The sequence below is a fragment of the Ruegeria sp. CDSA020 genome (genome assembly GCF_059612345.1).
The window spans coordinates 122,390-134,697 of record NZ_JBXWQK010000001.1 but is presented as its reverse complement, the minus strand read 5'-3'; the positions used below and the strand labels follow the sequence as shown (position 1 = coordinate 134,697).

The 12,308-nt window shown below is 53.8% G+C and carries 14 protein-coding genes; 9 read left to right on the top strand and 5 right to left on the bottom strand.

From position 1 onward, the window contains the following. Positions 1-15 precede the first annotated feature (15 nt). The 5 genes from AC2FJW_RS00680 (at position 16) to tsf (ending at position 3,804) form a co-directional block, all read left to right on the top strand. Complete coding sequence (locus AC2FJW_RS00680) at positions 16-198, top strand: DUF3553 domain-containing protein (protein WP_271947102.1); 183 nt, start codon at positions 16-18, stop codon at positions 196-198. A gap of 97 nt (positions 199-295) precedes the next feature. Then, a complete protein-coding gene (gene olsB / locus AC2FJW_RS00675; RefSeq protein WP_496688091.1) occupies positions 296-1,051 on the top strand; it encodes an L-ornithine N(alpha)-acyltransferase in 756 nt (251 codons plus the stop codon). Positions 1,052-1,055: 4 nt separating this feature from the next. Continuing rightward, complete coding sequence (gene olsA / locus AC2FJW_RS00670; protein ID WP_271948058.1) at positions 1,056-1,892, top strand: lyso-ornithine lipid O-acyltransferase; 837 nt, start codon at positions 1,056-1,058, stop codon at positions 1,890-1,892. Between the two features lie 167 nt (positions 1,893-2,059). Continuing rightward, positions 2,060-2,851, top strand: coding sequence for a 30S ribosomal protein S2 (gene rpsB, locus AC2FJW_RS00665; protein WP_142633821.1), 792 nt, complete (start codon positions 2,060-2,062; stop codon positions 2,849-2,851). 77 nt (positions 2,852-2,928) lie between these two features. Next, positions 2,929-3,804: a translation elongation factor Ts gene (tsf, locus tag AC2FJW_RS00660; protein ID WP_496748956.1), complete on the top strand. Its 876-nt coding sequence runs from the start codon at positions 2,929-2,931 to the stop codon at positions 3,802-3,804. A gap of 394 nt (positions 3,805-4,198) precedes the next feature. Here the strand turns inward: tsf and AC2FJW_RS00655 are convergent, their stop codons facing one another. The 3 genes from AC2FJW_RS00655 to AC2FJW_RS00645 form a co-directional block, all read right to left on the bottom strand. After that, positions 4,199-4,954, bottom strand: coding sequence for a LuxR family transcriptional regulator (locus AC2FJW_RS00655; protein WP_142633818.1), 756 nt, complete (start codon positions 4,952-4,954; stop codon positions 4,199-4,201). Between the two features lie 5 nt (positions 4,955-4,959). After that, positions 4,960-5,400 carry a type II 3-dehydroquinate dehydratase gene (gene aroQ, locus AC2FJW_RS00650; protein ID WP_271947108.1) on the bottom strand — a complete coding sequence of 147 codons (441 nt, stop codon included), beginning with the start codon at positions 5,398-5,400 and terminating at the stop codon, positions 4,960-4,962. A 122-nt stretch (positions 5,401-5,522) separates the two neighbouring features. Beyond that, positions 5,523-6,518: an NADPH:quinone oxidoreductase family protein gene (locus AC2FJW_RS00645; protein WP_496748955.1), complete on the bottom strand. Its 996-nt coding sequence runs from the start codon at positions 6,516-6,518 to the stop codon at positions 5,523-5,525. Between the two features lie 151 nt (positions 6,519-6,669). On the opposite strand from AC2FJW_RS00645, the gene AC2FJW_RS00640 reads away from it, so the two are divergent. Further along, the gene (locus AC2FJW_RS00640) at positions 6,670-7,488 is read left to right on the top strand and encodes an SDR family NAD(P)-dependent oxidoreductase (protein ID WP_271947112.1); all 819 of its coding nucleotides are present in this window, start codon (positions 6,670-6,672) and stop codon (positions 7,486-7,488) included. A gap of 24 nt (positions 7,489-7,512) precedes the next feature. Next, positions 7,513-8,532 (top strand): phosphotransferase family protein, encoded by a 1,020-nt coding sequence (locus AC2FJW_RS00635; protein WP_496748953.1) that lies wholly within the window; start codon positions 7,513-7,515, stop codon positions 8,530-8,532. 12 nt (positions 8,533-8,544) lie between these two features. On the opposite strand, the gene AC2FJW_RS00630 is transcribed toward AC2FJW_RS00635, so the two are convergent. Then, entirely contained in the window at positions 8,545-9,156 is a 612-nt protein-coding gene (locus AC2FJW_RS00630) for a 2-hydroxychromene-2-carboxylate isomerase (RefSeq protein ID WP_496748951.1), read from the bottom strand. 183 nt (positions 9,157-9,339) lie between these two features. Here AC2FJW_RS00630 and AC2FJW_RS00625 point away from each other — a divergent pair, with 183 nt between their 5' ends. Next, on the top strand, positions 9,340-10,557 hold the full coding sequence (locus tag AC2FJW_RS00625) for a serine hydrolase domain-containing protein (RefSeq protein ID WP_496748949.1): 1,218 nt from the start codon (positions 9,340-9,342) through the stop codon (positions 10,555-10,557). A gap of 49 nt (positions 10,558-10,606) precedes the next feature. Continuing rightward, positions 10,607-11,476, top strand: a complete 870-nt coding sequence (locus AC2FJW_RS00620; protein WP_281994614.1) for an acyl-CoA thioesterase — start codon at positions 10,607-10,609, stop codon at positions 11,474-11,476. On the opposite strand, the gene AC2FJW_RS00615 is transcribed toward AC2FJW_RS00620, so the two are convergent. Then, positions 11,473-12,240, bottom strand: a complete 768-nt coding sequence (locus AC2FJW_RS00615) for an SDR family oxidoreductase (protein ID WP_496748947.1) — start codon at positions 12,238-12,240, stop codon at positions 11,473-11,475. The genes AC2FJW_RS00620 and AC2FJW_RS00615 overlap by 4 nt on opposite strands. Between the last annotated feature and the right edge of the window lie 68 nt (positions 12,241-12,308).

The following is a 12,308-nucleotide window of genomic DNA, read 5'->3' as shown; positions in this document are numbered from 1 at the left end:
GACCGGAGCCCCTTGATGACAGATCTGAATGCCATTCTCGCACCGGGCATGTATGTCCGCCACCCCGATTTCCCCGATTGGGGCATTGGACAGGTACAATCCAACATCGCAGGTAAGATCACCGTAAACTTCCGCGAGCAGGGAAAAGTGGTAATCGACGGGACACGCATCGCCCTGATGCCGGTCTTTGATCCGTGAAACTGGTTTAAGAAAGGTTAACGTTTGATCGAAGCGCTCTATGTTGCCATTCCCCTGAAACCTGCGGTATCAGCGCGGAAACAATACGGAACCTCTGATGCCGGACGCAGGCCCTTCTTTCACCGTCAAACTCGCCGAAAATGACACCGAATTGCGGGCTGCACAGCGGTTACGCTATGACGTGTTCATACGTGAACTGGGCGGCGGTGGGGAAATGGTCGACCACGATGCCGGGCTGGAGCGTGACAGGTTCGATCCCTATTTCGATCACATGTTGGCGGTTGACGATCAATCTGGCAAAGTTGTTGGCGTTTACAGGCTGTTACCAGGTGATCGTGCTTCTGAAATCGGACAGTTCTATTCCGAAGATGAATACGATCTTTCCATCTTGAAACAAGGCGGACGCAAGCTGTTGGAGTTGGGACGTTCATGTCTACATCCCGATTATCGCGGCGGCACAGCAATGTATCACCTGTGGAACGGGTTGGCCGCCTATGTTGCCGAGCGCGAGATCGAGGTCTTGTTCGGCGTCGCCAGTTTCCACGGCACCGATCCTCAAGCTCTGGCTCAGCCTTTGTCCATGTTACATCACAATCACCTTGCGCCTCCGGACCTTCGGGTTCGGGCTCAGCCCGAAGTGTTCCAGCCCATGGATATGCTGGATAGCGATAAACTGGATCGGCGCGCAGCGATGGTGCAGGTTCCAGCACTGATAAAAGCATACCTGCGTCTCGGCGGGTTTGTGGGCGAGGGTGCCTTTATCGACCATATGTTCAATACCACCGATGTTTGCCTTATCCTCGACACGGCGCGGATGAATGAGCGACAACGGCGCATCTATGGTGGAGCGTAACGTGATGAGTGACGCCTCATGGCACAGTGAAGACGCACCTGACCCAATCAATCTGGGGGTCTGCGGATGGCTATTGGTCTTCCTTCGGGGTTTACCACTTGCTGTATTTGTATTCAGCGGGCTGATTGTCCTGCTGATCCTTCGCATGATCGAGCGCCCGCTCTATGGGGTTCACCGTCCGGTCACGCCCTTCATCACGCAGTTCGTATGCCGTAATGCGTTCCGGATTCTCGGGATTAGCTACCGTACAACCGGCGAGCTTATGACCCAGCGTGGTGCGGTTGTTGCGAACCATTCCTCGTGGCTTGATATTTTTGCGCTGAATGCCCGTAAAAGAATCTATTTTGTCTCGAAGGCCGAGGTAGCCAAATGGCCCGGTATAGGCTGGCTGGCGCGAGCGACAGGTACTGTTTTCATCGAGCGCGACCGCAAGAAGGCACGCGAACAGACACTTCTGTTTCAGGAGCGCCTGACAGCCGGTCACAAGCTGCTGTTTTTTCCAGAGGGTACGTCGACCGACGGTCTACGGATTTTACCATTTAAAACAACACTTTTTGCGGCATTCTTCACCGAAGATCTACGCGATTTCATGTATGTTCAACCGGTGTCGGTCGTTTACCATGCACCTAAGGGTGAGCCTGACCGGTTTTATGGCTGGTGGGGTGACATGGATTTTGCACCGCATCTGTTAAAGACTTTGGGAGCACGTCGCCAAGGTGGCGTAGAGCTAATCTATCATTCGCCAGCCAAGGTCAGCGACTTTGAGAACCGAAAGGCCCTGGCCGCCTATTGCGAAGATACCGTGCGTCAGGCGCACAGCCTTGCGCGGCTTGAAAAATAGGGCGATTGGCCCTTGCACTGCCTGAAAACCTGCCGTATACGCGCGCCATTCAAACCCGCAGGCGGGGTTTGGGCTTTATAGGGGAGACATCCTTATCTGGCCCGCCGGTTGGAGCATCCGCTTCTTTCACCCCCGCCGAGGCGTAAACCGGAAAAAGGAAATAAAGCATGGCTCTTCCCGAGTTCTCCATGCGTCAGTTGTTGGAAGCTGGCGTTCACTTTGGTCACCAGACACAGCGTTGGAATCCCCGCATGGGCCCGTTTATCTACGGCTCGCGCAATGGCATCCACATCATGGACCTGACCCAGACCGTTCCGATGCTGGACCAGGCTCTGCAGGCTGTTCGTGACACTGTTGCCAAGGGCGGCCGCATTCTGTTCGTAGGCACCAAGCGTCAGGCCGCAGGCCCAATCGCCGAAGCAGCTGAAAAGTCAGCCCAGTACTACATGAACCACCGTTGGCTGGGCGGCACGCTGACCAACTGGAAAACCGTTTCCCAGTCGATCAACCGTCTGAACCAGATTGACGAAGCCATGGAATCGGGCGCCGAAGGCCTGACCAAGAAAGAGCGTCTGGGCATGGAACGTGACCAGGGCAAACTGCAGGCTTCGTTGGGCGGTATCCGCGAAATGGGCGGCGTCCCGGACCTGCTGTTCGTCATCGACGTCAAAAAAGAAGCACTGGCCATCGCCGAAGCCAACAAGCTGGGTATCCCGGTCGTGGCAGTTGTCGACACCAACTGCTCGCCCGATGGTGTCGATTACATCATCCCTGGCAACGATGACGCAGCCCGCGCGATCTCGCTGTACTGCGATCTGGCAGCACGTGCCGCTCTGGACGGCATGACAGCTCAGATGGGTGCAGCAGGCGTTGATCTTGGCGCATTCGAAGAAGCACCGGTTGAAGAAGTCGTTGCGGAAGAAGCACCCGCAGCAGCAGAAACACCTGCCGAAGCGTAAGCTGCCCGTCACGTAAATGACATCTGGGGCAGGGTATGACCTGCCCCAATTCCGTTTGAATTGAGGAGAGCCAAAAGATGGCAATCACAGCAGCAATGGTAAAAGAACTGCGCGACACCACTGGCGCAGGCATGATGGACGCGAAAAAAGCGCTGACCGAAACCGGCGGCAACATGGACGAAGCCATTGATTGGCTGCGCACCAAAGGCTTGGCCAAAGCGGCCAAGAAATCGGGTCGTACCGCGGCGGAAGGTCTGGTTGCCGTTCACGTAAACGGCAACAATGGTGTTGCAGTTGAAGTGAACTCGGAAACCGACTTCGTCGGGAAAAACGCCGAATTCCAGGAAATGGTTGGTAAGATCGCATATGCCGCAGAAGGCGTCGACAATGTCGAAGCTCTGCTGGCAGCTGATCTGGGTGGCAAAACCGTTGCGGAAACGCTGACCGACAAGATCGCCACCATCGGTGAGAACATGTCGGTGCGCCGTATGTCCAAACTGTCAGGCGACACTGTTGTATCTTACGTCCATAACGCAGCCACTAACGGCATGGGCAAGATCGGCGTTCTGGTCGCTCTGACCGGCGGTGACGAAGCCATCGGCAAGCAGATTGCGATGCATATCGCGGCTGTGAACCCGGCAGCTCTGTCCGAGGCAGACATGGATCCGGCGATCGTCGAGAAAGAAAAGCAGGTCCAGATGGACATCGCACGCGAATCCGGCAAGCCGGAGCAGGTCATCGAAAAGATGATCGTTGGTCGCATGAAGAAGTTCGTCGCTGAATCGACCTTGTTGAACCAGCAGTTTGTTGTAAACCCTGACCTGACCGTTGAGGCCGCTGCCAAAGAAGCAGGCGCGACCGTCACCGGATTCGTGCGTCTGGAAGTTGGCGAAGGCATCGTTGTCGAAAAAGAAGACTTCGCCGCTGAAGTTGCAAAAGCAGTTCAGGGCTAAGCATCACAGGCCCTGAACAGGGCCTGTATCAATCTGAGAAACCGGGTACGCCAAGCGTATCCGGTTTTTCTTTGCCCTTAGTGTAGAAATGATGCCTAGTAACGAAAAAGGACGCCGAAAGCGTCCACAAGTTAAATCTGGTTTAAATGAGGGGCCCCGCAAAGATGGGGATGGACGAGGCCCCCCAAAATTCCGACAAAGAGACGCGTACAAATAGGCGCCCTATTGTCAGAGCGATCGGAGAGCTTTGTTATTGCAAAGATCCGACCAAATGTTCCCAGGCTAAAGCCACCACTCACGGAACAATACCACTTTGCAACTTTAGCGTTAGATTCGGAAAGTCATGTTTTCCTTACCCTAGGTAAATTGACGCATATTCGCGTCACTCCCTGAGTCAAACCCCAACGATGAACATCTGATTTTGAAGAGATGCTTTCAAAACTGCCTGCGCCGTTGTCTCGACCACGAGGGCCTCGCGCGCCAGACGCAGATGCTTTTCGACAGTGGCCGAAGTCAGCCCCATCAGAATCGCAATGTCCTGAGTTGTTTTGCCGTCGCCGACCCACTCAAGCGCCTCACGCTGACGTTTTGTCAGGGCGCGATTTGGTGCGTTATAGGGCAGGGTGAGGATTTTCAGATGAGCAACGTTGTTCATCAGAAGAATATCCTGGCCAAATTCCTCCCAGACAGCGTCCACATCGTCTTGTGTACGCGATCCATGCGCTGAAAGCGAAATTGCCCCTTTCGACCGAACCGAAACCGAGTCGAAACTGACCGTATAGCCGGCGACGACACCTTTGGTTTTGTTGAACTCGATGACGTCTCGCTCTTTTGCGGTCAGGGTGCCATCAGTCATCAGATCCTGGGCGATCCTCCAGCTTGCGGCCCCTTCATTATGCAAAGCCCATTTCAGCATCGGAGCATGGAAATACAACCCGCCTCCCAGAAACCCATCCAGGTAATCTTTGCTGTGATTGGTCAGGATTACAAAATCCTCGGGATCCCCCAGCGACGTTTCGGTGCGATATCGCGTATATCCGTACAGCAAACGATCGAACCCATATTCTGCCATTTGCCGGCAATGGGCATCCCAGAGCTCTTCCAGGGTTTTGGTATAGCTGAGGAAATTCAGATACTCAGAAAGCTTCATAGCGATCATTCACCCTGTAAATGGGACCGCAACGCATCCAGCGCCAGCACATATCCCTGCGGACCCAATCCGCAAATCATGCCTACAGCCACACGTGAGATATAGGATCGGTGTCGAAACTCCTCACGCGCGTGGATATTGGACAAATGAACCTCGATGACCGGCAGCTCAACCGAGGCGATTGCGTCCATCAGGGCAATCGAGCTGTGCGTATAGGCACCTGCGTTCAAAACAATGCCGTCCTGCACACCTTTGGCGGCATGAATGGCATCAATCAACGCGCCTTCGTGGTTGGATTGGAAATGAATCACTTCCATCCCGATAGACTTACCGTGTTCGAGGCACATATCCTCGACCATTTGCAGCGTTGTGCTTCCGTAAACCTCGGGCTGTCGCGTGCCCAGCAGATTGAGGTTCGGACCATTCAGAATAAGAGCTTTATGCATTGTTATACTGTCCCCATAACAAGGTTCTTAAACGTGAACAGGTAGAGATGTCCACCGAACCTGGATCATGCGTCAGAACCGCGGCCTATAGGACACGAGGCTGAGTTTCAGATATTTGCTGGCTATGCCATGGTCACGACAATTTTCCCAAGGGCCTTTCGGCTGGCCAGAAGGTCTAGCGCCTTTTGGGCTTGATCCAGAGGGAATAGCGCACTGATCTGTGGTTTGATCTGCCCTTTGGCGTATAACCCGAACAAATCTTCCATGTTTTTGCCATGTCCCTTCGGGTCGCGAAACACCGAGGCGCCCCAGAAAACACCGACAATTTGACAACCCTTAAGCAGAGGGAGGTTCAATGGTATCTGAGGGATTCCGGCTGGGAAACCGACGACCAGGAATCGCCCCTTCCACCCCAAGCTGCGCAGCGCTGGCTCTGAATAGGCACCGCCAACGGCATCGTAGACGACATCAACGCCCTGACTACCGGCTAAGGCCTTGATGTCCGATCCAAAGGCCTTTTGCGCCTGTTTGTCCATGTCGCGCGCGTAAATGATCGTTTCGTCCGCCCCGATCTGACGACAGAAATCTGCTTTGTCCTGCGATGAGACTGCCGCAATAACCCGAGCCCCCATGGCATTGGCTAGCTCAATCGCAGCCGTACCAACTCCGCCCGCTGCACCCAGAATCAGGACCGTTTCCCCTTGTTGCAGCGCAGCGCGATCCTTCAGGGCGTGATATGAGGTGCCATAGGTGAAGATAAAGCTCGCCGCGTCCTCAAATGGCATTGAGCTCGGGAATTTAACAGCTGTCGCCGCTTTGACCGCCAGATGTGTGGCAAAACCTCCGTGTCGGGTCAGAGCCAGCACACGGTCGCCAACGTTAAAGCCCGAAACACCTTCGCCCAACCCGATAACCTCGCCAGCGATCTCACCTCCGGGGGCAAACGGTCTTGGTGGCTTTATCTGATACAGGTCGCGTATCATCAGTGTATCCGGGAAATTAACGCCTGCGGCCCGCACGCGAACAAGCAATTCGCCCATGCCCGGCGACGGATCGGGCAGGGTGGTCAGTTCCAATGTCTCCGGCCCGCCCGGAGCGACGCTGAGTAAGGCTTGCATGTTTACGCTAATGTCCCTGTTATTCGGTAAGGAGGAACTTTTGGCCTACTGTTCTGAGTTGTCAAGAAACCACCCGGCACAACCGGGTTAGGCGTTACCCTTGACCGACAAATGAGACAGTTTGCCAAAATCAAAAACCGAGGAGCAGGTCATGACCCCCGAAACTCTTTTCTCATTGCAGGGCAAAACCGCTCTGGTCACGGGTGGGGCCACCGGAATTGGCCGAATGGCGGCCGAGGCGCTGGTCCGGGCGGGTGCACGTGTACTGTTGGCATCTCGTAAAGGTGACGCGTGCGAGGCGGTCGCGGCCGAATTGAACGCACTGGGCGCCACAGGAACCGCCGAAGGGTTTGCCGGTGATGTCGGATCAAAAGAGGGTGTCGGCAATCTGGTGGCCGAAGTGCTCAAGCGCACGGACCGGCTGGATATCCTCATGAACAATGCCGGTGTTTCCTGGGGCGCACCGATGGGTCAGTTTCCCTACGAAGCCTGGGAAAAAGTCATGTCGATCAATGTGACAGGAATATTCGAACTGACCCAAAAACTGTTGCCGATTCTGATGTCTTCCGGGACTGCCGAAGATCCATCCCGTATCGTCAATGTTGGATCGGTTATGGGCGAAGTTCCTATGGGCGACGGTGCGTATAGCTACTCTGCCTCAAAGGCGGCTGTGCTGCATCTGACCAAAATCATGGCCAAAGAACTTGCTCCGCATCACATCACCGTCAATGCGCTGGCGCCTGGACCCTTTGTCTCTCGGATGACGGCATTTGCCACATCTGACGAAGGGACGCGCAAGAAAGTCGGCAAATCCGTGCCCTTGGGTCGCGTTGGACGTGACGAGGATATCGCAGGCTGTATGCTGTTCCTGTGCGGTCTGGGTGGCAGCTATGTCACCGGCGCGGTTATCCCGGTTTCGGGCGGGATCAATGTTGTCACCGCCGGCAACATCTTTGCTGAAGCACTCTGAAGCATCGGCCAAAGGGAGCCACAAATGGACAGCGCAATTCTGGATCTGAAACGCGTCGATGCCTATCTCGGCACGCATCTCAAAGGGTATCGGGGTCCGTTGGAGGCGAAAAAATTCCAGGTTGGTCAATCAAACCCAACTTTTGAGTTAAAAACGCCTGAGAATTCCTATGTTCTGCGCCGCAAGCCGCCGGGCGTGTTGCTGAAATCCGCCCATGCCGTTGACCGCGAGTTCAGGGTTCAAAGTGCTCTGGCCGAAAGCGATGTGCCTGTACCCAAAATGCTGCTGCTTTGCGAGGATGATGACGTCATCGGGTCGGCGTTTTATGTGATGGAGCATCTCGACGGCAGGACGTTTCTTGAACCCACAATGCTTGGCGAAAGAACCGAAACCCGCACGGCAATTATCGACGAGATGAACCGCGTTCTGGCGGCGCTGCATAAGGTCGATATCGATTCTGTTGGCCTGTCCGACTATGGCCCGCCGGGAAGCTATTTTGAGCGTCAGATCGGGCGGTGGACGAAACAATTTCGGGCGTCCGAAACCATTCAGATTCCGGATATGGATGCCTTGATCGAGGCTTTGACCAACGCAACCCCCAAGGATGATGGTCAGAGAACGCTGGTTCACGGCGATTACCGCATCGACAATCTGATGTTCGAAAAGCAGGGCACCCGCTGTCTGGGCGTACTGGATTGGGAATTGTCGACAATCGGGCATCCCTTTGCCGATCTCGCAGCCGTTATCATGCAATGGCAGATGCCACCTGGAAAAGAGGGGCGGGGTCTGGCTGGCATAGACCGGTCCTCGCTCGGCCTGCCATCCGATCAGGCTTTCATTGATCAATACTGCGAGCGCCGCGACCTGCCCGGAATTGATAACTTTGGGTTCTATCTGGCGTTCAATTTCTTCCGAATGGCCGCGATCTTACAGGGTGTTTATAAGCGGGCGCTTGACGGAAACGCCTCTGATCCGAAAAGAGCTCAGATTTTTGGTAGTTACGTTCCTAAGTTTGCACAACGAGGGCTGACTGCATTGGGCTGAGGATGAAACCACCTAGGGCGTATGAAATCTCGACAATTCAAGCTCAAGGTTGGCCAGGCTGTTTTTGCCAAAGAACATCTCAGTATCTACAAACATGCTGGGGACACCGAAAACACCTCGCTTGACCATAGCCTTGGTTTGGTTTTTCAGGTTTTGCTTTACGTACAGATTGGTCATGGCCTCGCGCAGTTTTCGTATAGGCAAGCCGTTATCCTGAAGAATGTCGCAAAGGACACCCAGATCATCCACTTTTTGCCCATGCACCCAAATAGCATCAAATATGGACTCTATATATTTGTTTTCCCATGATTTACCGGATGCTAACAAAGCCCCGCGCATGGCGAATTTGGTGTTCATCGGGAAATGTGGGCTCATATGAAAGCTCAACCCACGGTGACGCGCAAAGCGATGGAGATCGCGGGTCAAATAGGCCGTCTTCTGCCGGTTCTCTGAAAAAGCCTTAAACGGGCTTTGGTTATTGGTGGCTTTGAAAACAGTGGCCAGCAGAACCGGAACATATGTAACACCGACTTCGTGCTTTGCAGCGATATCAGATATCATCTTCTGCGCGAGGAAGGCGTTCGGACTGCAAAAATCATAAACAAATTCTATATGTTGCGGCATATTTCTCCTCCATCAGGCGAGAGTCGAACCGGACACGAATCTATCTGCGAGCACATTAGCAGGCAAAACCCTTTTGGCGTACAGGGACATTGTTGGATTGAGGTGATTTAGCTGTCCTTTTTCCGCTTAACCCCGCAATATCCGGGAAAGATACGTTAATTTCTCAAAGTTGAGCACACACAGATGAAGTTCGAACAAGCCCGGCTAGATCGTATTTGCGATTGGATGCAATCCTATGTGGATGATCGCAAATATGCCGGAAGCTCATTCTTGATGATGCATCAGGGCAGGGAGGTTCTGTTTCATTCCTGCGGGCTTAGAAGCGTTGAGAACAATCTGCCATTCGAGCGGGATACCCTCGTTCGCATCTATTCGATGACCAAGCCGATAACCACTGCGGCCCTGATGATCCTTGTCGAACGAGGTGAGGTTCACCTCGGCGCTCAAGTGTCTGAATATATATCTGATTTCACCGCAACACAGGCGCTGGTCCCCGGCGCCACAAGGTTGGATCAGACCGAACCTGCACCTGCACCAACGCTTCATCAGCTGCTGACCCATACAAGTGGCCTGAGCTATCCTTTCAACCCCGGCATCCTGGCTGCGGCAATGGACGAACTTGATCTTGTTTTCGGCCCTAAAGAAGGGTCTTTGGCCGAAAGAGTATCTTTGCTGTCCACTTTACCTTTCGCCTTTCAGCCGGGAACGCGATGGGAATATTCGGTGGGGATAGACGTTATTGGTCGCGTGATAGAAGTTCTTTCTGGCCAATCTCTGGAGCAATTCCTTGCGGAAGAGATTTTCAAACCTCTTGGCATGTCCCAGACCGGGTTCAGGGTTCCGGCGGGAGCGGGGGATCGGTTTGCCTCGCTCTATACGCCTTTGGCGGGCAATGCGATGGCGCTAAACGAAGCCCGTACGGGTGAGCAGACATTGCGTCTGGTCGACAATGCCGACGCATCGCCCTTTGAATCGGCAACAATGTACTCTGGGGGCGGAGGGCTGGTTTCAACCATTGATGACTTTGCTAGGTTTTCAGAGATGCTCCGAAATCGCGGAAGGTTCGATGATCAACAGATTCTTGCACCAAAAACTGTAGAATTCATGCTTCACAACCACTTACCCGGCGATATTGCCTCGATGGGACCGCAGAGTTTTGCGGAACAACCCATGGAGGGCATGGGCTTTGGCCTTGGTGGCGCTGTCGTCATTAACCCCGGCAGAACCTGTGTTCCGGGCAGCATGGGGGATTTCAGCTGGGGTGGTATGGCATCGACCTTCTTTTGGGTTGATCGTCAGAACGATTTTACAGCGATCTTTTTCACCCAACTGTCACCATCCAGCTCTTATCCCTCCCGCGCAGAATTGAAGGCGCTCACCCTCGGGTCAATCATTGAATGACATTCGGCGCGCTGATACCCATTCGCCAAGATTAATCGGAGTACCGCATATGACCGAAGCAGAGAAAGTTCTTCTGGATCTTCTGGACGTTGAAAGACTGGAAGTGGACCTGTTTCGGGGAACAGGGTCGGGCGGCGAAACACCTATGCGAATTTTCGGCGGTCAGGTCATCGCACAAGCACTAGCCGCAGCATATCGCACCGTCGACAACCGCCTGTGTCATTCCCTGCACGCCTATTTCATCCGCCCGGGCGACCCAAGCATTCCCGTAATTTATCAAGTTGATAGGGCCCGTGACGGAGGTTCGTTCACGACGCGTCGAGTGGTTGCAATTCAGCATGGTAAGCAGATTTTAAACATGTCCGCCTCATTCCACATTCAGGACGAAGGTTGGGATCATCAGCACGACATGCCTGAGATGGAAACGCCCGAATCCTACCCATCGCGATCAGAGCTCAAGAAGAAATATCTGGACAAAGTACCGCCCAGCTTTCGCGGAGAACTAACACGCGAGCGCCCGATCGAAGTCCGCGAGGTCGGCCATCTGGATCCTTTCAACCCAGAGAAATCAGATGACCGCAACCAGATCTGGTTCCGGATGGGAGCCGCGGCCAATGCCGATGCGGTCACGCAGCATCTGTTGCTGGCCTATGCTTCAGATATGTATCTCATGAGCTCGGGAATGCGCCCGCACGGCCTAAGCTGGTTTACTGGTGAAGTGAACGGCGCCAGCCTGGACCATGCGATTTGGTTTCACGCGCCGCTCAAGTTCGAGAATTGGCATCTGTATTCCATGGATTCACCATGGGGCGGGCGAGGGCGCAACTTCAACCGTGGATCAATCTATTCCGAAGATGGCGTTCTGGTCGCATCAGTTGCCCAGGAAGGCCTGATGAGGCGCCCTCAGAACAAAAGTTAAGTCTCTTCAATAAACATTTGATTTAACTTCTGCATTCCTGAAATCCACCTGTCATAATCTCCGGATTTATGGCGAATGTAGTCCAGAACCTTTGGATGCGGCAGTACCAGAAATTGCTCAGAAGATATTGCCTTTACGCAAGCCTCGGCAACATCTTCAGGTTCCAACATTCCGTCAATCGAAGCCACGGAAGTTTCGTGCCCGCGCGTCATATCGGACCGTACGGCCTGTGGGCAAAGTACCGAGACCCGCAAACCTTTATGCCCGTATGTAAGCGACAACCATTCAGCAAACCCAACGGCTGCGTGCTTTGTGACGCCGTATGGCGCGGCACCTGGCTGGTTTAACAATCCCGCAGCAGACGCCGTGGTCATGATGTAGCCTCCGCCACGCTCCAGCATTCTGGGCACCAAATGCCGCGCGGTCCAAACATGGGACATCACGTTGATTTTCCAGATACGATCCCAGTCTTCATCCGGAACCTCCAAGCCACCAATCGTCAATATCCCGGCATTTGCACAATACAGATCGATAGGGCCAATCGAGCTTTCTACAGCTTCGATCAACTCGGCTGTATTAGCCTCAAGCGAAACATCACAATGGAATGAATGGCCGCCAATCTCTTTTGCGACAGCGTCTGCGCCGGTTTTGTTGATATCAGCGCAGACAACCGTAGCACCTTCACGAGCAAATCGCTGTGCCAAACCTTTTCCGATGCCATCTGCGGCACCGGTCACAACAACGATCTTTCCGTTCAGTTCCATTTGATCCTCATAATGTAGTAGGTGTCAGGAACAGATCGTAAGGTATTGTGAGGATTTGAAAAGTTTCC

Coding starts and splice junctions, on each gene's coding strand:
- aroQ (WP_271947108.1), bottom strand. CDS start 5,400: ATGCATAAAGCTCTTATTCTGAATGGTCCGAACCTCAATCTGCTGGGC.
- olsA (WP_271948058.1), top strand. CDS start 1,056: ATGAGTGACGCCTCATGGCACAGTGAAGACGCACCTGACCCAATCAAT.
- AC2FJW_RS00645 (WP_496748955.1), bottom strand. CDS start 6,518: ATGCAAGCCTTACTCAGCGTCGCTCCGGGCGGGCCGGAGACATTGGAA.
- AC2FJW_RS00640 (WP_271947112.1), top strand. CDS start 6,670: ATGACCCCCGAAACTCTTTTCTCATTGCAGGGCAAAACCGCTCTGGTC.
- AC2FJW_RS00680 (WP_271947102.1), top strand. CDS start 16: ATGACAGATCTGAATGCCATTCTCGCACCGGGCATGTATGTCCGCCAC.
- olsB (WP_496688091.1), top strand. CDS start 296: ATGCCGGACGCAGGCCCTTCTTTCACCGTCAAACTCGCCGAAAATGAC.
- rpsB (WP_142633821.1), top strand. CDS start 2,060: ATGGCTCTTCCCGAGTTCTCCATGCGTCAGTTGTTGGAAGCTGGCGTT.
- AC2FJW_RS00615 (WP_496748947.1), bottom strand. CDS start 12,240: ATGGAACTGAACGGAAAGATCGTTGTTGTGACCGGTGCCGCAGATGGC.
- AC2FJW_RS00630 (WP_496748951.1), bottom strand. CDS start 9,156: ATGCCGCAACATATAGAATTTGTTTATGATTTTTGCAGTCCGAACGCC.
- tsf (WP_496748956.1), top strand. CDS start 2,929: ATGGCAATCACAGCAGCAATGGTAAAAGAACTGCGCGACACCACTGGC.
- AC2FJW_RS00620 (WP_281994614.1), top strand. CDS start 10,607: ATGACCGAAGCAGAGAAAGTTCTTCTGGATCTTCTGGACGTTGAAAGA.
- AC2FJW_RS00635 (WP_496748953.1), top strand. CDS start 7,513: ATGGACAGCGCAATTCTGGATCTGAAACGCGTCGATGCCTATCTCGGC.
- AC2FJW_RS00625 (WP_496748949.1), top strand. CDS start 9,340: ATGAAGTTCGAACAAGCCCGGCTAGATCGTATTTGCGATTGGATGCAA.
- AC2FJW_RS00655 (WP_142633818.1), bottom strand. CDS start 4,954: ATGAAGCTTTCTGAGTATCTGAATTTCCTCAGCTATACCAAAACCCTG.